At 69.6% G+C, this 18022-nt stretch carries 19 protein-coding genes and 1 riboswitch; of the genes, 17 read left to right on the forward strand and 2 right to left on the reverse strand.

All coding sequences use genetic code 11. The annotated features are described in order from the left end of the window. Nucleotides 1-61 precede the first annotated feature (61 nt). The 3 genes from pstB to N5D30_RS18625 all read left to right on the forward strand — a co-directional run bounded on the left by pstB (nucleotide 62) and on the right by N5D30_RS18625 (nucleotide 2743). A complete protein-coding gene (pstB, locus tag N5D30_RS18615) occupies nucleotides 62-895 on the forward strand; it encodes a phosphate ABC transporter ATP-binding protein PstB (RefSeq protein ID WP_220812587.1) in 834 nt (277 codons plus the stop codon). Nucleotides 896-999: 104 nt separating this feature from the next. Next, nucleotides 1000-1728, forward strand: coding sequence for a phosphate signaling complex protein PhoU (gene phoU / locus N5D30_RS18620; RefSeq protein ID WP_220812586.1), 729 nt, complete (start codon nucleotides 1000-1002; stop codon nucleotides 1726-1728). A gap of 106 nt (nucleotides 1729-1834) precedes the next feature. Beyond that, complete coding sequence (locus tag N5D30_RS18625) at nucleotides 1835-2743, forward strand: response regulator (protein WP_279903040.1); 909 nt, start codon at nucleotides 1835-1837, stop codon at nucleotides 2741-2743. Nucleotides 2744-2887: 144 nt separating this feature from the next. Here the strand turns inward: N5D30_RS18625 and N5D30_RS18630 are convergent, their stop codons facing one another. Next, nucleotides 2888-4381, reverse strand: a complete 1494-nt coding sequence (locus tag N5D30_RS18630; RefSeq protein WP_279910147.1) for an acetyl-CoA hydrolase/transferase family protein — start codon at nucleotides 4379-4381, stop codon at nucleotides 2888-2890. A 200-nt stretch (nucleotides 4382-4581) separates the two neighbouring features. Between N5D30_RS18630 and N5D30_RS18635 the strand changes: the two genes are divergently transcribed. From N5D30_RS18635 to N5D30_RS18685, 11 genes are all read left to right on the forward strand, one after another. Next, the gene (locus N5D30_RS18635; protein ID WP_279910148.1) at nucleotides 4582-5478 is read left to right on the forward strand and encodes a peptidoglycan DD-metalloendopeptidase family protein; all 897 of its coding nucleotides are present in this window, start codon (nucleotides 4582-4584) and stop codon (nucleotides 5476-5478) included. A 283-nt stretch (nucleotides 5479-5761) separates the two neighbouring features. After that, a riboswitch (guanidine-I (ykkC/yxkD leader) is annotated at nucleotides 5762-5865 on the forward strand. 54 nt (nucleotides 5866-5919) lie between these two features. Beyond that, nucleotides 5920-6918: an ABC transporter substrate-binding protein gene (locus tag N5D30_RS18640; RefSeq protein ID WP_347881218.1), complete on the forward strand. Its 999-nt coding sequence runs from the start codon at nucleotides 5920-5922 to the stop codon at nucleotides 6916-6918. Between the two features lie 870 nt (nucleotides 6919-7788). Continuing rightward, the gene (locus tag N5D30_RS18645) at nucleotides 7789-8814 is read left to right on the forward strand and encodes a fatty acid desaturase (RefSeq protein WP_279903037.1); all 1026 of its coding nucleotides are present in this window, start codon (nucleotides 7789-7791) and stop codon (nucleotides 8812-8814) included. Nucleotides 8815-8816: 2 nt separating this feature from the next. Then, the gene (locus N5D30_RS18650; protein WP_279910150.1) at nucleotides 8817-9590 is read left to right on the forward strand and encodes an SDR family NAD(P)-dependent oxidoreductase; all 774 of its coding nucleotides are present in this window, start codon (nucleotides 8817-8819) and stop codon (nucleotides 9588-9590) included. Then, complete coding sequence (gene fabG, locus N5D30_RS18655) at nucleotides 9590-10339, forward strand: 3-oxoacyl-ACP reductase FabG (RefSeq protein WP_220812580.1); 750 nt, start codon at nucleotides 9590-9592, stop codon at nucleotides 10337-10339. The genes N5D30_RS18650 and fabG overlap by 1 nt, the downstream gene beginning before the upstream one ends. 1 nt (nucleotide 10340) lies before the next feature. Continuing rightward, nucleotides 10341-11228, forward strand: a complete 888-nt coding sequence (locus N5D30_RS18660; RefSeq protein WP_279910152.1) for a DMT family transporter — start codon at nucleotides 10341-10343, stop codon at nucleotides 11226-11228. Then, nucleotides 11225-11989, forward strand: a complete 765-nt coding sequence (locus tag N5D30_RS18665) for a creatininase (RefSeq protein ID WP_279910153.1) — start codon at nucleotides 11225-11227, stop codon at nucleotides 11987-11989. Before N5D30_RS18660 ends, N5D30_RS18665 begins: the two co-directional genes overlap by 4 nt. Next, nucleotides 11986-12612, forward strand: a complete 627-nt coding sequence (locus N5D30_RS18670; RefSeq protein ID WP_279910154.1) for a cysteine hydrolase — start codon at nucleotides 11986-11988, stop codon at nucleotides 12610-12612. Before N5D30_RS18665 ends, N5D30_RS18670 begins: the two co-directional genes overlap by 4 nt. Further along, entirely contained in the window at nucleotides 12609-13361 is a 753-nt protein-coding gene (locus tag N5D30_RS18675) for a hypothetical protein (protein WP_279910155.1), read from the forward strand. Before N5D30_RS18670 ends, N5D30_RS18675 begins: the two co-directional genes overlap by 4 nt. Beyond that, complete coding sequence (locus N5D30_RS18680) at nucleotides 13358-14194, forward strand: ABC transporter permease (RefSeq protein ID WP_279903030.1); 837 nt, start codon at nucleotides 13358-13360, stop codon at nucleotides 14192-14194. The genes N5D30_RS18675 and N5D30_RS18680 overlap by 4 nt, the downstream gene beginning before the upstream one ends. Before the next feature lie 5 nt (nucleotides 14195-14199). After that, a complete protein-coding gene (locus N5D30_RS18685) occupies nucleotides 14200-15042 on the forward strand; it encodes an ABC transporter ATP-binding protein (RefSeq protein ID WP_279910156.1) in 843 nt (280 codons plus the stop codon). 18 nt (nucleotides 15043-15060) lie between these two features. Here the strand turns inward: N5D30_RS18685 and N5D30_RS18690 are convergent, their stop codons facing one another. Further along, entirely contained in the window at nucleotides 15061-15306 is a 246-nt protein-coding gene (locus N5D30_RS18690) for a hypothetical protein (RefSeq protein ID WP_220812574.1), read from the reverse strand. A gap of 264 nt (nucleotides 15307-15570) precedes the next feature. On the opposite strand from N5D30_RS18690, the gene N5D30_RS18695 reads away from it, so the two are divergent. Genes N5D30_RS18695 through N5D30_RS18705 form a run of 3 tightly spaced genes read left to right on the forward strand, consistent with a single transcriptional unit; the run spans nucleotide 15571 to nucleotide 18016 of the window. Further along, on the forward strand, nucleotides 15571-16917 hold the full coding sequence (locus N5D30_RS18695) for an NAD(P)/FAD-dependent oxidoreductase (protein ID WP_279910157.1): 1347 nt from the start codon (nucleotides 15571-15573) through the stop codon (nucleotides 16915-16917). After that, the gene (locus N5D30_RS18700) at nucleotides 16917-17345 is read left to right on the forward strand and encodes a RidA family protein (protein WP_220812572.1); all 429 of its coding nucleotides are present in this window, start codon (nucleotides 16917-16919) and stop codon (nucleotides 17343-17345) included. Before N5D30_RS18695 ends, N5D30_RS18700 begins: the two co-directional genes overlap by 1 nt. After that, complete coding sequence (locus tag N5D30_RS18705; RefSeq protein WP_279910158.1) at nucleotides 17342-18016, forward strand: DUF1028 domain-containing protein; 675 nt, start codon at nucleotides 17342-17344, stop codon at nucleotides 18014-18016. Before N5D30_RS18700 ends, N5D30_RS18705 begins: the two co-directional genes overlap by 4 nt. Nucleotides 18017-18022: the final 6 nt, after the last annotated feature.

The raw sequence follows: 18022 nt of genomic DNA on the forward strand, positions 1-18022 counted from the left end.
TAATGGCGTCGCCCGGCCCGGCCGGGCGACCTGAACGAATTGTTAGCGTAGGGAGCCTCCCATGCAGCACGAAGTACACACCCACGGTATCGACATGGCCGCCCTCGGCCGGCAGAAGCAGGGCCTCAACCTGGCGGACGAGACCGTCGCCCTGGAAGTGCCCGGCCTCAACCTGTTCTACGGCGACAAGCAGGCGCTGTTCGACGTGTCGATGAACATCCCCAAGCAGCGCGTGACCGCCTTCATCGGCCCGTCCGGCTGCGGCAAGTCGACCCTGCTGCGCACCTTCAACCGGATGAACGACCTGGTCGACGGCTGCCGCGTGGAAGGCGAGATCCGCCTCGACGGCCACGACATCTACAAGAAGGGCGTGGACGTCGCCGAGCTGCGCCGCCGCGTCGGCATGGTGTTCCAGAAGCCCAACCCGTTCCCCAAGAGCATCTACGAGAACGTGGTCTACGGCCTGCGCATCCAGGGCGTGAACCAGAAGCGCGTGCTTGACGAGACCGTGGAGTGGGCCCTGAAGAGCGCCGCCCTGTGGGACGAAGTGAAGGACCGCCTGCATGACTCCGCCCTCGGCCTGTCCGGCGGCCAGCAGCAGCGTCTGGTGATCGCCCGTACCGTGGCGGTGCAGCCGGAAGTGCTCCTGCTCGACGAACCCTGCTCGGCGCTCGACCCGATCTCCACCCTCAAGGTCGAGGAACTGATCTACGAGCTGAAGAGCAAGTACACCATCGTCATCGTCACCCACAACATGCAGCAGGCGGCGCGCGTCTCCGACTACACCGCGTTCATGTACATGGGCAAGCTGATCGAGTTTGGCGACACCGACACGCTGTTCACCAACCCGGCGAAGAAACAGACGGAAGACTACATCACCGGCCGTTACGGCTAACGGCAGCTGCAAGCCGCAAGCTTCAAGCGGCAAGGAAGCGCGACCTCGACGACGATTAACTTGCGGCTTGAAGCTTGCAGCTTGAAGCTCGCGGAGCGACCAAGATGATCAACAAAGACAGTCTCACCCATCACATCTCCCAGCAGTTCAACGCCGAGCTGGAGGAAGTGCGCAGCCACCTCCTGGCGATGGGCGGCCTGGTCGAGAAGCAGGTCAACGACGCGGTCACCGCGCTGATCGAGGCCGACTCCGGCCTGGCCCAGCAGGTGCGCGAGATCGACGACCAGATCAACCAGATGGAAACCAACATCGACGAGGAATGCCTGCGCATCCTCGCCCGCCGCCAGCCGGCCGCCTCCGACCTGCGCCTGATCATCAGCGTGTCGAAGTCGGTGATCGACCTCGAGCGCATCGGCGACGAAGCCTCGAAGATCGCCAAGCGCGCCATCGAGCTGTGCGAGAGCGGCGAGGCGCCGCGCGGCTACGTCGAGGTGCGCCACATCGGCGACCAGGTGCGCAAGATGGTGCAGGAGTCGCTGGACGCCTTCGCCCGTTTCGACGCCGAACTGGCCCTGTCCGTGGCTCAGTACGACAAGACCATCGACCGCGAGTACAAGAGCGCCTTGCGCGAACTGGTCACCTACATGATGGAAGACCCGCGCTCGATCACCCGCGTGCTGTCGATCATCTGGGTGCTGCGTTCGCTGGAGCGCATCGGCGACCACGCGCGCAACATCGCCGAACTGGTCATCTACCTGGTGCGCGGCACCGACGTGCGCCACATGGGGCTGGCCCGCATGCAGGAAGAAGTGCAGGGCGGCAAGAGCGAGTGAGGTTGCCGGGCGGCTTCGTGCCGCCCGGATGACCATCGGGGCGACTCGTTGGCCTTGAGCCACCATCCGCAGCTATGCTTGTTGGCATCGTTGTCGGGAGTGGTCGATGAGCAAAGTCAGTGTGCTGGTGGTGGACGACGCCACCTTTATCCGTGATCTGGTGAAGAAGGGCCTGCGCGACCACTTCCCCGGCATCCAGATCGACGAAGCGATCAACGGCCGCAAGGCCCAGCAGATGCTCGCCCGCCAGCCGGCCGACCTGATCCTCTGCGACTGGGAAATGCCGGAGCTGTCCGGCCTCGAACTGCTCACCTGGTGCCGCGAGCAGGACGAACTCAAGACCACCCCGTTCATCATGGTCACCAGCCGCGGCGACAAGGAGAACGTGGTCCAGGCCATCCAGGCCGGGGTCTCCGACTACATCGGCAAGCCGTTCTCCAACGACCAGTTGGTGACCAAGGTCAAGAAGGCCCTGCACCGCGCCGGCAAGCTGCAGGCCCTGGCCGCCAGCGCGCCGCCGAAGATGCTCAGCAGCGGCGCCTTCGCCAACGACTCCCTGGCCGCCCTGACCGGCGGCAAGGCCGAGGTGGTGCAACCCGCCGCCAAGCCGGCCGCCGCACCCAGGGCGGCGCCCGCCCCGGCCCCCGCCAGCGCATCGAAGCCCTCGGCCAGCAGCGGTGGCCGCGGCCAGGGCCAGTTGCGCCTGCCCTCCGGCAGCATGGCCTGCGTGATCAAGGCGCTGAGCCTCAAGGAGGCCCTGCTGGTGGTCCGGCGCACCGAGCAGCTGCCCCAGGTGCTGGAGAGCGCCGTGCTCGACCTGGAGCAGGGCGAGGCCGCCGAGACCGCGCGCCTCAACGGCTACCTGCACGCCGTGGCGGCCTTGGAGCCGAAGCCGGACAGCGAATGGCTGCAGCTGACCTTCAAGTTCGTCGACCGCGACCCACAGAAGCTCGACTACCTGTCCCGCCTGATCGCCCGCGGCACCGCGCAGAAGCACTTCGTCCCAGGCGCGTAACCGCACTTCCTGTAGGGTGCGCCGTGCGCACCGATGACGCCGAGACTGCGCGCGCGGCGCACCCTACGGCACCGGCCATCGATAAAAAAAGCCGCTTCCGGTCGTGGCGGAAGCGGCTTCGGGCATCCGGGCCGAGGCCCGAAATCAGCTCGCCATCATGCGTCCGGTTTCTTCCAGGTTGATGTGCCACTGCAGCGCCTCGCGCAGCAGGTGTGGGGTGTGGCCGCCGCGGGCGCAGGCGCGGGCGAAGTAGTCGTTCAGCGGGCCGCGGAAGTCCGGGTGCACGCAATTGTCGATGATCGCCCGGGCGCGCTCGCGCGGCGCCAGGCCGCGCAGATCGGCCAGGCCCTGCTCGGTGACCAGGATGTCGACATCGTGCTCGCTGTGGTCCACGTGGCTGACCATCGGCACCACGCTGGAGATCGCGCCGCCCTTGGCGATGGACTTGGTGACGAAGATCGCCAGGTGAGCGTTGCGGGCGAAATCGCCGGAGCCGCCGATGCCGTTCATCATCCGGGTGCCGCCCACGTGAGTGGAGTTGACGTTGCCGTACAGGTCGAACTCCAGGGCGGTGTTGATGCCGATGATGCCCAGCCGGCGCACCAGCTCGGGGTGGTTGGAGATTTCCTGCGGGCGCAGCACCAGCTTGTCCTTGTAGCGCTCCAGGTTGCCGAACACCCGCTCGTTGCAGCGCGCCGACAGGGTGATCGAGCAGCCGGAGGCGAAGCGCATCTTGCCGGCGTCGATCAGCTCGAAGGTGGAGTCCTGCAGCACTTCGGAGTACATCACCAGGTCCTCGAAGGGTGACTCCAGCAGGCCGCACATCACCGCGTTGGCGATGCTGCCGATGCCGGCCTGCAGCGGGCCGAGGTTCTTCGGCAGGCGGCCGGCCTCGACCTCGCTGCCGAAGAAGGCGATCAGGTGGTCGGCGATGGCCTGGGTGTCGGCGTCCGGCGGGGTGACTGTGGAGTAGGAGTCGGCCTGGTCGGTGACGACGATGGCGACGATCTTCTCCGGCGGGATCGGGATGGCGCCGCTGCCGATGCGCTGATCGGCGCGCACCAGCGGGATCGGCGTGCGCGTCGGCCGGTAGGTCGGGATATAGATGTCGTGCAGGCCTTCGAGATTGGGGTTGTGCGCCAGGTTGATCTCGACGATCACCTTGTCGGCGAAGATCGCGAAGCTGGCCGAGTTGCCCACCGAGGTGGTCGGTACGATGTGGCCTTCCTCGGTGATGGCCACCGCCTCGATCACCGCGATGTCCGGCTTCTTCAGCTGCAGGTTGCGGATCTGCTCGACGGTGTCGGACAGGTGCTGGTCGATGAACATCACGCTGCCGTCGTTGATCGCCTTGCGCAGGGTCGAGTCGACCTGGAACGGCATGCGCCGGGCCAGCACGCCGGCCTCGGTCAGCTGCTTGTCGAGGTCGTTGCCCAGGCTGGCGCCGGTCATCAGGCTGATCTGCAGCGGCCGGGTCCTGGCCCGCTCGGCTAGCGCGCGGGGCACCGCCTTGGCCTCGCCGGCGCGGGTGAAGCCGCTCATGCCGACGGTCATGCCGTCTTCGATCAGGGCCGCGGCCTCGGCCGCACTCATCAGCTTGTCCAGCAGGGCTGGCAGGCGCACGCGATCAGAATACATGGGGGCTTACTCGGCGGCGGAAAGAACAGCGGCGGAGTCTAGGGGCTGGGTCCGGCCGTGCCAGTTCGACCAAGGTCGGATTGAGCGCCTTTCGTCGGCGGGTGTGGATTTCCTCGCAGCCTGGCACCCCGGTGCTCGCATGCTCCCCGCCGCGCTGCTAGTCTTGCCGATCCCGGGGATTCAACGACACATTCGAAGTTATGCTAGGGCGTTCATTCGTTTTCGGCGCATTGCTGCTGCTCGCCGGCCAGGCCAGTGCGCTGACCATCTACAAGTATGTCGACAAGCACGGCACCGTGACCTATAGCGACAAGGCCATGCCTGGCGCACAGGTGCTGGTGTTCCGCGACCGCATGGTCGAGAAGCTGGACAGCCAGGTGAAGCTGGAGACCAAGAAGCACGACGGCGGCGAGACCCTGCAGGTGCGCAACGACCTGTACGCGCCGGTGGAGGTCGAGTTGCGCCTGGACGCGGTGGTCAACGCCGTGGGCGCGCCGGACGAGCCGATCCGCTGGGTGCTGCCGCCGCGCAGCGCCATCCGCCTGGCGACCCTCGCCCCGCGCGAGGGCGACAAGCCCATGAGCTACAAGCCGAAGCTGCGCTATGCCATGGGCGACCCGCGCCAACTGCCGCAGTTGTACAACTACCCGCTGCCCTGGCGCGGCGGCCCGTTCCGCCTGACCCAGGGGGCCAACGGCAAGTACAGCCACTTCACGCCCAAGGGCCGCTACGCCATGGACATCGCCATGCCCGAGGGCACGCCGATCGTCGCCGCGCGCCGCGGCACGGTGGTGAAGACCGAGAACCAGCAGAGCGGGCGCGGCAACAACCCCTCCGGCAACTACGTGCGCATCCTGCACGACGACGGCACCATGGGCGTCTACCTGCACCTGATGCGCGGCTCGGTGGACGTCAGCGAAGGCCAGTGGGTCGAGGCCGGCAGCCAGATCGCCCGCTCCGGCAACACCGGCAACAGCACCGGCCCGCACCTGCACTTCGTGGTGCAGCGCAACATCGGCCTGGCGCTGGAGTCCATCCCGTTCGACTTCGCCCAGCCGGTGGACAGCCTGCCCAACTTCGCCGTCGGCGGCGAATAGCCCTACCGGCTCCACTCCCCGAATCGCCCCACCGCGGCGCGCACTGAAAACAGGCGCCTGCCAGCCGGTGGTGCGCCCACGCCCGCCCGCCGGCCCGCGCGCGGCACATCGCCCACGCCGGCATCGCGGACGCAAGTCCCTGAATGCCGGCGATTTTCTTAACTGCTCCGGCAGATTTCCGTTGCCTGGCACCGGACTTGCAAAATCCTCCCCGAACGGGATGAGTCACCCGCGCCGGCCGCAGTCGGCTGGCGCTCATGACGATTTACACATCGGAGTTGCATCACAGGCGAACTAGGGTTCCGGTCCACGGCAGTGGATGGCTGGTCCGAGAGTTTTCCGGCCCTAGGGAGCAGGGCTACACGGCGGGAGAAAAGCCCGGGAGACGTGACGTCATCCCGTGCCCGATTCCCCACGTGTAGGAGCAATGCCATGAACCCGATGCTGTCCCCGCGTTTCCTGCGCAAGACCCTCCTCGGCGCCTGCTTCGCCAGCCTCGCCGCCCTGCTTCCGCTTTCCGCCCAGGCCGTCGAGAAGATGAAGATCGGCACCGTGGTGTGGGCCGGCTACGGCCCGTTCTACGTCGCCGACGCCCTCGATCTGTACAAGGCCCACGACCTCAAGGTCGAACTGCAGTTCTTCAACGACCCGGCGCTGATCCCCTCGGCGCTGGCCGGCAACGCCCTCGACGGCGGCATGCTGACCTACGACCAGGTGGTCGGCGGCGTGGCCAAGGGCCTCAAGCACCGGGTGGTGATGCCCATCGACTTCTCCAACGGCGGCGATGCCATCGTCGCCGACAAATCGGTCGCCTCGGTGGCCGACTTCAAGGGCAAGAAGGTCGGCTTCAACCCGCTGTCGCCGTCCGACTTCCTGCTGGCCTACGCGCTGAAGAGCAACGGCCTGTCGGAGAAGGACATCAGCCCGGTGAACATGACCCCCGAGGGCATTCCCGGCGCGATGGCCAGCGGCAGCCTGCCGGTGGGTGTGACCTACGAGCCGAACGTGTCGCAGATCCTCGGCATGCCCGGCGACAAGTTCCACGTCGTGTACTCCTCCAAGGACGCTCCCGGCCTGATCACCGACGTGCTGGTGTTCGACGAGAAGGTCATCGCCAAGCGCCCGGTGGCGATCAAGGCGCTGATGCAGGGTTACCTGGACGGCCTGGCCTACATGCAGAGCCACCCGGAAGAGGCCGCCGGGATCATCGGCAAGGTGCTCGGCGTCAGCGCCGAGGAAGCCAAGGAGCAGATGAGCGGCGTGTACAACATCCCGCTGGCCGAGATGGGCAGGAACTTCGAGCCGTCCGAGGCCACCAGCTCGTTCTTCGGCAGCGGCGCGGTGATCGCCAAGCTGCTCAAGGACAACGGCCAGATTCCCGCCATCCCCGACTTCGCCAGCACCTTCGACGCCCAGTTCGTCGAGGCCCTGGCCAAGTAACGGCAAAGGTTCGCCTGGCCACTCCACCACCGTCGTCCCCGCGCAGGCGGGGACCCAGCCAGGCAACGCAACTGGACTCCCGCCTGCGCGGGAATGACGAGGATGCGAGAAGGACGGTTATCCACGCCGCCCCTGCGTTGCCCCAGGCCGTCGTCCCCGCGCAGGCGGGGACCCAGCCAGGCAGCGCACTGGATTCCCGCCTGCGCGGGAATGACGAGGATGCAATGAAGGGCGGTTATCCACGCCGCCCCTGCGTTGCCCCAGGCCGTCGTCCCCGCGCAGGCGGGGACCTAGCCAGGCGACGCAACTGGATTCCCGCCTGCGCGGGAATGACGAGGATGAAAGAAGGGCGGTTACCCACCCCGCCCCTGCGTTGCCCCAGGCCGTCGTCCCCGCGCAGGCGGGGACCCAGCCAGGCAGCGCACTGGATTCCCGCCCGCGCGGGAATGACGAGGATGAGAGAAGGGCGGTTATCCACATCGCCCCTGCGTCGCCTCTGGCCGTCGTCCCCGCGCAGGCGGGGACCCAGGCAGGCAACGCCACTGGATTCCCGCCTTCGCGGGAATGACGAGGATGCAAGAAGGGCGGTTACCCACCCGCCCCTGCGATTGCCCCAGGCCGTCGTCCCCGCGCAGGCGGGGACCCAGCCAGGCAACACAACTGGACTCCTGCCGGCGCGGGAATGACGAGGATGCAAGAGGGGCGGTTATCCACCCCGCCCCTGCGTCGCCTCAGGCCGTCGTCCCCACGCAGGCGGGGACCCAGCCAGGCAATGCAACTGGACTCCCGCCCGTGCGGGAATGACGAGGATGAAAGAGGCGCCGGGCTATCCCTGTCGCCCATGACGCCAACCGGTATCCGGAGGAACCCATGTCCACCCAGATCTACCGCTATGCCGACGGCCGTGTGCCCAACAGCCTGGCCATCGCCTACGCCCTCGGCGGCTACGCGCTCGGTATCGGCCTGCTGCTGGCCGACAGCTGGCTGCTCAACGCCGCCGGCACCCTGCTGCTCGGCCACGCGATGATCGTCGCCGCCTACCTGATCCACGAGTTCGCCCACGGCACCATCTTCGCCAAGCCCAAGCACAACGAGTGGGCCGGCGAGGTCGCCAGCTGGATCTGCGGCAGCTGCTACGCCGGCTTCCAGGACCTGCGCAAGAAGCACATGCGCCACCACGTCGACCGCGCCGACGTGATCACCTTCGACACCAAGCAGTTCCTCAACCAGAAGTGCCCGGGCTGGCTGCGCGGGCTGGTGCTGGCCGCCGAATGGGCCTACGTGCCGGCGGTGGAGCTGATCATGCACTGGTACGTGATCGTGCTGCCGTTCATCACCACCAACGAGAAGCACCGCGCGCACCGGCGCAAGGTGGCGCTGACCCTGCTGGTACGCCTGGCGCTGTTCGGCCTGCTCGCGGCGGTTTCGCCGAAGGCGGCGATCCTCTACTTCGTGGCCTGGTCGATCATGCTCACCGTGCTGCGCTTCACCGATGCCTACCAGCACACCTACGACGCCTTCGCGGTGCTGGAGGACGGCGGCAAGATTCCCGCCGACAAGCAGCGCGACCGCGCCTACGAGCAGATGAACACCTACACCAACGTGGTCTCGGTGCGCTGGCCGGTGCTCGACCTGCTGCTGCTCAACTTCGCCTACCACAACGCCCACCACGAGAAGCCGGTGGCGCCCTGGTACCGCCTGCGCAGGCTGCACCACGAGCTGTATGGCGACGACTACGGCCAGGTGCTGCCGATGCGCCTGCTGCTCAAGAGCTTCCACCAGCACCGCCTGCGCCGGGTCGTCGACGACAACTATGGCGCGGTCGAGCCGAGCGGCGCGCAGCGCGCGGACGGCTTCTACGGCGCGGTTGGCGTGTCCTTCCTGACGGCGGTGTGACGATGATCGACTATCGCGGCAAGCGCGTGCTGCTCACCGGCGCCGCCAGCGGCATTGGTCGCGGCCTGGCGCGGGCCTTCGCCGAGCAGGGTGCGACCCTGGAGCTGCTCGACCGCAACGCCGAGGCCCTGGCCGCGGTGGCCGACGAACTGGCGCCGTTGACCGACGTGGCCTGGGCCTGCGTCGAGCTGGGCGACAGCGACGCCGTGGCGGCCTACGTCGAACGGCGCGGCCACCTGCCGCTCGACGTGCTGATCAACAACGCCGGGGTGGAGTACGCCACCCCGCTGGCCGAGACCGGCGCCGAGGCCGACGCCCGCTGGCAGGCGCTGCTGGACAACAACGTGGCCTCGATGCTGCGCCTGACCCGTGGCCTGCAGGGGCAGTTGCGCGACGGTGCCAGCGTGATCAACCAGGCCTCGATCTGGGGCCTCAAGGGTGTGCCGGGCTTCTCCGCCTACGTCGCCAGCAAGCACGCGGTGATCGGCCTGACCCGCTCGCTGGCCTGGGAGCTGGGGCCGCGGCGCATCCGGGTCAACGCGGTATGCCCGGGCTGGATCGGCACCGACGCGGCGATGCGCTCGCTGGCGGTGATGGCCCAGGCCAACGGCCGCAGCGAGGCCGACGAGCTGGCGCTGATCCTCGCCGCCCAGGCGGTGCCCGAGCTGCTCACCCCGGCCGACCTGGCCGGCACCTTCCTGTTCCTCGGCAGCGCGCTGGCCGCGCCCGTCACCGGCCAGGCGCTGTCGGTCAGCCACGGCGAGGTGATGCACTGATGAAACCCCTGGCAGGCAAGACTGCGCTGGTCACCGGCGCCACCCAGGGCATCGGCCGGGCCATCGTCCTGGCCCTGGCCGACGCCGGCGCGACGGTGTGGATCAACCACCTCGACCAGCCCGAGGCGGCCGCCGCGCTGGTGGCGCGCATCGCCGCCGATGGCGGCCGGGCGCACGCGGTGCAGGCCGACGTCGCCTCGCCGGTGCAGGTCGCCGACATGTTCGGCTGGGTGCTCGCCGAGGACGACCTAGACATCCTGGTCAACAACGCCGGGATCATCCTGGAGAAACCCTTCCTCGACATCGGCGAGGAGGAGTGGGCGCAGGTGCTTGGGGTCGACCTGCACGCGGTCTACCGCTGCTGCCGCCACGCCCTGGCGCACATGCAGGCGCGCGGCGAGGGCTGCATCGTCAACATCGCCTCGGAGCTGGGCCAGATCGGCCGCGAGCGCTATGCCGCCTACTGCGCGGCCAAGGCCGGGGTGATCGGCCTGACCAAGGCGCTGGCCCGCGAATTCGCCCCGGCCATCCGCATCAACGCGGTGGCGCCGGGCCCGGTGGACACGCCGATGGTCTCGGTGGAGCACATGAGCGCGGAGATGGTCGCGCGCGAGACGGCGATCCCCGCCGGGCGCCTCGGCCGCCCGGAGGAGATCGCCGCCGCCGTGCTGTTCCTGGCCTCGGCCGGGGCCGGCTTCTTCCACGGCCAGACCCTGGGCGCCAACGGCGGCGCCTGGATGGGCGGCTGAGATGCGCCCCCTCTTCAGACCTGAGCTGGTCCTGCTGCTCGGCGCCAGCTTCTGGGGCCTGGGCTGGTTGCCGCTGGAGCACCTCGCCGGCCAGGGCCTGAGGGGCATGCCGGTGGTGCTCTACACCTACGGCCTGCTTTGCCTGGTGGCGCTGCCGGTCATGGCCGCCCAGCAGCGCGCCTGGTGGCCGCAGCGTCGCGCCCTGGCGGTGATCTTCCTGTGCGGCGGCTGGGCCACCGCCGGGCTGGTTGGTGCGCTGTCCGAGGGCGACGTGGTGCGCGCCATGCTGCTGTTCTACCTGGCGCCGGTGTGGGGCCTGCTCGGCGGCTGGCTGCTGCTCGGTGAGCGGCTCAGCGCCGTGCGTGTCGGTGCCCTGGCGCTGGCGATGATCGGCATCGCCCTGACCCTGGGCGTCAGCGCCGACACCTTCCGCCCACTCGCCGGCAGCGACTGGCTGGCGCTGTCCGCCGGCCTGGCCTTCGCCTGCAACAACCTGGCGACCCGCGCCGCCGACCGCGTGCCGCTGGCCAGCAAGGCGGTGGTGGCCTTCGTCGGAGCGGCCTTGCTCGGCGGCCTGCTGTGCCTGCTGCAGGACACCACGCTGCCGCCGGCCGGCCCCGGCCTGTGGCTGCAGATCGCTCTGTTCGGCCTGTTCTGGCTGCTCGCCATGGGCGCTGCGCAATACGGTTTCAGCCATGTCGAGGCCAGCCGCGCCGCGGTGCTGGTGGTGATCGAGCTGGTGGTGGCGGTGCTCACCGCCGCCTGGTTCGGCGAGCGCGAGCTGGGCCTGCGCGAATGGAGCGGCGGCGCCCTGGTGCTGATCGCCGCGCTGCTCGCCGAGCGGCCGAGCCGACCTTCTTCTTCCGTTCTCTGTGAGGCCAAGTCATGACCGTACGCATGGACCAGCTCAGCTGGGTCGAATACGCGCGCCGCGTGCGCGAACTGTCGCCGGTGGTGTTCCTGCCCTGCGGCGCCACCGAGCAGCACGGCCCGCACCTGCCGCTGGGCACCGACGCGCTGCTCGCCAGCGCCATCTGCGAGGACGTCGCCGCGCGGGTCGGCGGCCTGGTCGCCCCGGCGCTGTCCTACGGCTACAAGTCGCAGCCCAAGTGCGGCGGCGGCAACCACTTCTGCGGCACCACCAGCCTCGACGGGCAGACCCTGATCGCCCTGGTGCGCGACGCCGTGCGCGAGTTCGCCCGCCACGGCGTGACCCGCCTGGTGCTGGTCGACGGCCACTACGAGAACCAGTGGTTTGTCACCGAGGGCATCGAGCTGGCGATCCGCGAGCTGGGGCCGCAGAGCGCGCTGCAGGTGATGCGCCTGGAGCACTGGGACTTCTGCACCGAGCAGACCCTGGCCGACGTGTTCCCCGACGGCTTCCCCGGCTTCGCCCTGGAGCACGCGGCGGTGATCGAGACCTCGCTGATGCTGCACTACCTGCCGCAGCTGGTGCGCCTAGACCTGATTCCCGACGACGGCCCGGCCGACTTCCCGCCCTACGACATGTATCCGCCGCGTACCGAATGGGTGCCGCCGTCCGGCGTGCTGTCCTCGGCCAGGGGCTCGACGGCGGAGAAGGGCGCGCTGATGGCCGCCGACATCGCCGGCGGCATCGCCAGCGCGGTGCGCAAGGAGTTCGCCCTGTGAGCACTGCGCTGATCGTGATCGACATGCAGCGCGATTTCTGCGCGCCGGGCGGCTACGCCGACCGCGCCGGCCTCGACGTCGGCCGCCTGCGCGCGCCGATCCCGGCGATCCAGCGCCTGCTGGCCGGCGCCCGCGCCCGTGGCCTGCTGGTACTGCACACCCGCGAGGGCCATCGTTCGGACCTTTCCGACCTGCCGGCACTCAAGCGCCGCCGCGCCGAGGCCGCCGGTGCGCCCATCGGCGGGCGCGGCCCGCTAGGCCGCCTGCTGGTGCGCGGCGAGTTCGGCCACGACCTGATCGACGAACTGCGCCCCGAGCCCGGCGAGCCGGTGATCGACAAGCCCGGCTACAGCGCCTTCGCCGCCACCGACCTGGAACTGCTGCTGCGCAATCGCGGCATCACCGATCTGATCATCACCGGGGTGACCACCGAGGTCTGCGTGTCCTCGACCCTGCGCAGCGCGGTGGACCTCGGCTACGCCTGCACCCTGGTGTCCGACGCCTGCGCTTCGGCCGACCCGGCGCTGCACGCCGCCGCCCTGGCCATGGTCGCGGTGGAGGGCGGCATCTTCGGCCGCGTGCTCGACAGCGCCGCGCTGCTGGCCGAGTGGGAGGGCGCATGAAGTCCGTACCCGAGCCTTACCTGGGCGTGTGGCAGCGCACCTTGCTGACCACTACCGGCGGCGTGCACGACACCACCACCGCCGTGTACTGGCTGCAGACCGCCAGCCTGTTCGCCGACCTGCGCATTCCCCAGCCCGGCCCGCGGGATGCCGCCGGGCGTGCGCTGCAGGCCGGCTTCGCCGGCGTCACCGCTATCGACGGCGACATCTGCCAGTGGCACCGGGCGATCGACTTCCAGCCGCCCAGCGGCCGCGACGACATCGGCCGCATGCGCTTCGAGCGCGCCGACTACCTGCTCGAAGACGGTCTCGACGGCAGCTACCACGAGGTCTGGGAGCGCCTGCCGGAATCGCTCGGGCGCAACTGGGGCGTGTGGCTCGCGGCGAACGGCGGTCGCCAGGGCTGCCTGCTGCTAGCCGGCGACTGCTTCCTGTTCGCCGCCGGGCGCGGGGCAGTACTGCCGCCAGCCGAGTCGCTCAGCGCGCTGCTGGCGGAGGGCGACGCCGAGGCGCTGCTGGCCTTCGAGCTGTCCTTCGGCCGCCACCGGGGCGGCGCCACGCCCTGGGCTATCGAGCTTTCCACCCTGGCCGGCCGCGCCGGCCAGGCCCTGTTGCCGGCGACGGTCGATCCGGACGGACTCGACCGGGCCCTGACTACCGCCGTGCTGGCCGAACTCGGTGCGCTGCCTCCCGCAGGCGGATGGCAGCGCCGCGAGTCGCCCCTGTTCGCCGAGGAGGTGACGCCATGACCGCCCATCAACCCCTGCCCGAGAGCCGTCCCAGCGTCGCGCCGCCCCGTCCGCGCTGGTGGGTCATCCGCGGCGAGCTGCCACGCGGCGCGATTTGGGGCCTGGCCGCCGCCGGCCTGCTGCTGCCGCTGGCGCTGTGGTGGCTGGCCAGCGCCGCCGGGGTTTCCAACCCGATGTTCCTGCCCGGCCCGGACGCGGTGCTGGCGCGGGTCGGCCGCTGGTGGAGCGAGGAGGGCCTGCTCGCCGACATCGGCATCAGCGTGTACCGGGTCATGGCCGGCTTCGCCGCCTCGGCGCTGATCGCCCTGCCGCTGGGCCTGTACATCGGTACCTACCGCCCGGTGCAGGCCTTCCTCGAACCGCTCACCGACTTCATCCGCTACATGCCGGCGGTGGCCTTCATCCCGCTGATCATGCTGTGGGTCGGCATCGACGAGGGCTCCAAGGTGCTGATCATCTTCATCGGCACCTTCTTCCAGATGGTGCTGATGGTCGCCGAGGACGTGCGCCGGGTGCCCATGGCGCAGATCGAGGCGGCGCAGACCATGGGCGCCTCGCGCGGCGAGATCGTCAAGCTGGTGATCCTGCCCTCGGCGCGCCCGGCGCTGCTCGACACCCTGCGCATCACCTGCGGCTGGGCCTGGACCTACCTGGTGGTGGCCGAGCTGGTGGCGGCCAACTCCGGCCTCGGCTACGCCATCCTCAAGGCGCAGCGCTACATGCACACCGACAAGATCTTCGCCGGCATCATCCTGATCGGCGTCATCGGCCTGCTCACCGACCAGGCGTTCCGCTGGCTCGGCCGGGTGGCCTTCCCCTGGATGAAGAGGTAAGCGCGATGAGCGAGAGCAAGATCCAAGTGCGCCGCGTGGGCAAGCTGTTCAAGAGCAAGGGCCGCGAGGTGCAGGCGCTGCAGGACGTCAGCCTGGACATCCGCGCCAACGAGTTCATCACCTTCGTCGGCGCCTCCGGCTGCGGCAAGTCGACCCTGCTGCGCAGCATCGGCGGCCTGGAGCAGCACAGCGCCGGCGAGATACTGGTCGACGGCCGGCCGATCCACGGCCCCGGCATCGACCGCGCCATGGTGTTCCAGCACTACAGCCTGTACCCCTGGCTGACGGTGATGGAGAACATCAGGTTCTGCCGCCAGCTCAAGGTGGTCAGCGACACTGTGCGCGGCGACGCCGACGTCGAGGTGGCCAGCGGCCGCGCCGACGCGCTGCTCAACCTGATGGGCCTGTCGGCCTTCGCCGGGGCCTATCCCAACCAGCTCTCCGGCGGCATGCAGCAGCGCGTGGCGATTGCCCGCGCGCTGATGCCCAAGCCGCAGATCCTGCTGATGGACGAGCCGTTCGGCGCCCTCGACGCGCAGACCCGCGAGGTGATGCACGACCTGATCCGCCACGTGCACCGGCTGGAGAAGAGCACCATCCTGTTCGTCACCCACGACGTCGAGGAGGCCATCTACCTCGGCGGCCGGGTGGTGCTGATGGCGCCGCGCCCGGGGCGCATCGACACGATCTACGAGGTGCCGTTGCCGGCCGAGCGCCATCAGGACATGAAGCTGTCCGCCGAATTCCTCGCCCTCAAGAAGGAAATCCTCGCGCGCATCCGCGAGACCTCGGGCATGAACACCGACCTGGAACTGCTGGAACAGCTGACCCGCGGCGTGCCGGCCTGAGCCGGCCCCTGCGCGCCGTCAGTGCAGCTCGCGGCCCTGGTCCAGGTGCTGGTCCACCAGCCATTTGCCGTGGGCGATGGAGGCGTGCTGGGCCTTGTCCAGGTCGCCGAGGAAGCCGAGCTGCAGCGGCAGCGGCATGCGCCGCAGCGTCTCGCCGGTGGGCGTGGTGATCAGGCAGCCGCCCGCCCAGGGGGTGGGAATGCCCGGATGTTCGACGACCGCCGCCTTGATCTGGTAGTTGCGATGGACACAGTGCAGGTTCATGGCGATACCTCATGGCTTGCCGGCGCCGCCTTCCTCGGCGCGCGGCGGGGCTGGGGTGGGTGCGCGGGGCGTCCGTTGCCCACATCCACCATAAGCCCGTCGCTGCCCCGCGCCGCAGCGAGCCGACGAAGGGCGCGCGGCCAGCTTTTTCCTCGCCAGCGAGCACAAAAAACATAATTTCGCGAATCCCCGGCGCTGAACAGAATGCGGCCATAACCCGGCGACAGCCGAGCCACTCCGTTCAGAGCCCGAGGAAAGCAACCCATGGCCGAGCCGCAGCAACCCACCCTCCAGAGTCTCACCGGCCGGCCGGCCGAAAAGATCGAGATAGATACCCTGGTGGTCGGCGCCGGGCAGGCCGGCGTGGCCATGAGCGAACACCTGGGCAAGCTCGGCGTCCCCCATCTGGTGCTGGAGAAGAACCGCATCGCCGAGGCCTGGCGCACCTGCCGCTGGGACTCGCTGGTGGCCAACGGCCCGGCCTGGCACGACCGCTTCCCCGGCCTGGAATTCGCCATCGACCCCGACGCCTTCCCGCACAAGGACATGGTCGCCGACTACTTCGAGGCCTATGCCCGCCAGATCGACGCGCCGATCCGCACCGGCGTGGAGGTGAAGCGGGTGCTGCGCAACGCCGACCGCCCCGGCTTCACCGTGGAGACCTCGATCGGCACGATCCAGGCCAACCGGGTGGTGGCCGCCACCGGCCCGTTCCAGCGCCCGGTGATCCCGGCCATCGCACCGCGGGACGGCGCGGTCCTGCAGCTGCACTCCGCCGACTACCGCAACCCGCAGCAACTGCCCGAGGGCGCGGTGCTGGTGGTCGGCGCCGGCTCCTCCGGCGTGCAGATCGCCGACGAGCTGAACCGCGCCGGGCGCCGCGTCTACCTCTCGGTCGGCGCCCACGACCGGCCGCCGCGCAGCTATCGGGGTCGTGACTTCGTCTGGTGGCTGGGCGTGCTCGGCCTGTGGGACATGGAGGCCGCCCAGCCGGGCAAGGAACACGTGACCATCGCCGTGAGCGGCGCCCGCGGCGGCGAGACCATCGACTTCCGCCGGCTGGCCGGCGAGGGCATCGCCCTGGTCGGCCTGACCCGCGCCTTCGACGGCGACCGGGTGCGCTTCCAGGACGACCTGGCGGACAACCTGGCGCGCGGCGACGAGAACTACCTGTCACTGCTGGACGCCGCCGACGCCTACATCGCCCGCAACGGCCTCGATCTGCCGGAGGAGCCCGAGGCGCGCAGAACCTTCCCCGAGCCGGAGTGCGTGAGCCGGCCGATCCTCGAACTGGACCTGCGGGCCGCCGGGATCACCTCGATCATCTGGGCCACCGGCTACGCCACGGACTTCTCCTGGCTGCAGGTGGCGGCCTTCGACGAGCAGGGCAAGCCCAGGCACCAGCGCGGCGTGTCCAGCGAGCCGGGGGTGTACTTCGTCGGCCTGCCCTGGCTGTCGCGCCGTGGCTCCACCTTCATCTGGGGCGTGTGGCACGACGCCAAGCACGTCGCCGACCACATCGCCACCCAGCGCAAGTACCAGGCCTACCGCGACGCCGCGCAGCGCGAGGCGCAGGCCCCACAGAAAGTCAGCCTTCCGGGAGTCCGCTGATGCCCACCCATACCCGCATCCGCATGTTCAACACCAGGGACACCTACCCCAACCAGACCCTGGACAACGACCTGTGCCAGGCCGTGCGCGCCGGCAACACGGTGTACGTGCGCGGCCAGGTCGGCACCGACTTCGAGGGCCGGCTGGTCGGCCTCGGCGACCCGCGCGCGCAGGCCGAGCAGGCCATGAAGAACGTCAAGCAGCTGCTGGAAGAGGCCGGCAGCGACCTCTCGCACATCGTCAAGACCACCACCTACCTCATCGACCCGCGCTACCGCGAGCCGGTCTACCAGGAGGTCGGCAAGTGGCTCAAGGGCGTGTTCCCGATCTCCACCGGGCTGGTGGTGTCGGCCCTCGGCCAGCCGCAGTGGCTGATGGAGATCGATGTGATCGCGGTCATCCCCGACGACTGGGAGGCGCGCCCATGACCTTCTCCATCGTCGGCCGCTGCGCCGAGACCGGCCAGCTGGGCATCGCCATCAGCTCGTCGAGCATCGCCGTCGGCGCCCGCTGCCCCTGGCTGCGGGCCGGGGTCGGCGCGGTGTCGACGCAGAACATCACCCTGCCGGCGCTCGGGCCGCAGGTGCTCGACCTGCTGGAAGCCGGCGAGGCGCCCGCGGCGGCGCTGGACAAGGCGCTGACGCGCAACGGCTACGGCCAGTACCGCCAGGTGACGGTGATCGACAGCCACGGCGCCTGCGCCTACTTCACCGGCAGCGAGGCGCTCGGCGTGCACCACGCCCGCGCCGGCGAGCAGTGCGTGGCGGCCGGCAACCTGCTGAGCACGCCGGCGGTGATCGACGCCATGGTCGAGGCCTTCGAGCAGAGCGGCGGCGGCCTGCCGGACCGCCTGCTGGCGGCCATGCACGCGGCGATGGCCGCCGGCGGCGAGGCCGGGCCGGTGCATTCGGCGGCGCTCTCGGTGGTCGGCGACCTGGTGTGGCCTGTGGTCGACCTGCGCGTCGACTGGGCCGACGAGGACCCGATCGGTGCGCTGGACGACCTCTGGCGCGCCTACGAGCCGCAGCTGCACGACTACATCACCCGTGCCCTCGATCCGACCCAGGCGCCGAGCTACGGCGTGCCGGGCGACGAATGAACGGTT

The organism is Pseudomonas sp. GD03875, assembly GCF_029840585.1.
Taxonomy (GTDB): domain Bacteria; phylum Pseudomonadota; class Gammaproteobacteria; order Pseudomonadales; family Pseudomonadaceae; genus Aquipseudomonas; species Aquipseudomonas paralcaligenes.

Excerpts from the sequence above, each read along its gene's own strand:
- pstB (WP_220812587.1), top strand. The coding sequence starts at position 62 with ATGCAGCACGAAGTACACACCCACGGTATCGACATGGCCGCCCTCGGC.
- phoU (WP_220812586.1), top strand. The coding sequence starts at position 1,000 with ATGATCAACAAAGACAGTCTCACCCATCACATCTCCCAGCAGTTCAAC.
- N5D30_RS18625 (WP_279903040.1), top strand. The coding sequence starts at position 1,835 with ATGAGCAAAGTCAGTGTGCTGGTGGTGGACGACGCCACCTTTATCCGT.
- N5D30_RS18630 (WP_279910147.1), bottom strand. The coding sequence starts at position 4,381 with ATGTATTCTGATCGCGTGCGCCTGCCAGCCCTGCTGGACAAGCTGATG.
- N5D30_RS18635 (WP_279910148.1), top strand. The coding sequence starts at position 4,582 with ATGCTAGGGCGTTCATTCGTTTTCGGCGCATTGCTGCTGCTCGCCGGC.
- N5D30_RS18640 (WP_347881218.1), top strand. The coding sequence starts at position 5,920 with ATGCTGTCCCCGCGTTTCCTGCGCAAGACCCTCCTCGGCGCCTGCTTC.
- N5D30_RS18645 (WP_279903037.1), top strand. The coding sequence starts at position 7,789 with ATGTCCACCCAGATCTACCGCTATGCCGACGGCCGTGTGCCCAACAGC.
- N5D30_RS18650 (WP_279910150.1), top strand. The coding sequence starts at position 8,817 with ATGATCGACTATCGCGGCAAGCGCGTGCTGCTCACCGGCGCCGCCAGC.
- fabG (WP_220812580.1), top strand. The coding sequence starts at position 9,590 with ATGAAACCCCTGGCAGGCAAGACTGCGCTGGTCACCGGCGCCACCCAG.
- N5D30_RS18660 (WP_279910152.1), top strand. The coding sequence starts at position 10,341 with ATGCGCCCCCTCTTCAGACCTGAGCTGGTCCTGCTGCTCGGCGCCAGC.
- N5D30_RS18665 (WP_279910153.1), top strand. The coding sequence starts at position 11,225 with ATGACCGTACGCATGGACCAGCTCAGCTGGGTCGAATACGCGCGCCGC.
- N5D30_RS18675 (WP_279910155.1), top strand. The coding sequence starts at position 12,609 with ATGAAGTCCGTACCCGAGCCTTACCTGGGCGTGTGGCAGCGCACCTTG.
- N5D30_RS18680 (WP_279903030.1), top strand. The coding sequence starts at position 13,358 with ATGACCGCCCATCAACCCCTGCCCGAGAGCCGTCCCAGCGTCGCGCCG.
- N5D30_RS18685 (WP_279910156.1), top strand. The coding sequence starts at position 14,200 with ATGAGCGAGAGCAAGATCCAAGTGCGCCGCGTGGGCAAGCTGTTCAAG.
- N5D30_RS18690 (WP_220812574.1), bottom strand. The coding sequence starts at position 15,306 with ATGAACCTGCACTGTGTCCATCGCAACTACCAGATCAAGGCGGCGGTC.
- N5D30_RS18695 (WP_279910157.1), top strand. The coding sequence starts at position 15,571 with ATGGCCGAGCCGCAGCAACCCACCCTCCAGAGTCTCACCGGCCGGCCG.
- N5D30_RS18700 (WP_220812572.1), top strand. The coding sequence starts at position 16,917 with ATGCCCACCCATACCCGCATCCGCATGTTCAACACCAGGGACACCTAC.
- N5D30_RS18705 (WP_279910158.1), top strand. The coding sequence starts at position 17,342 with ATGACCTTCTCCATCGTCGGCCGCTGCGCCGAGACCGGCCAGCTGGGC.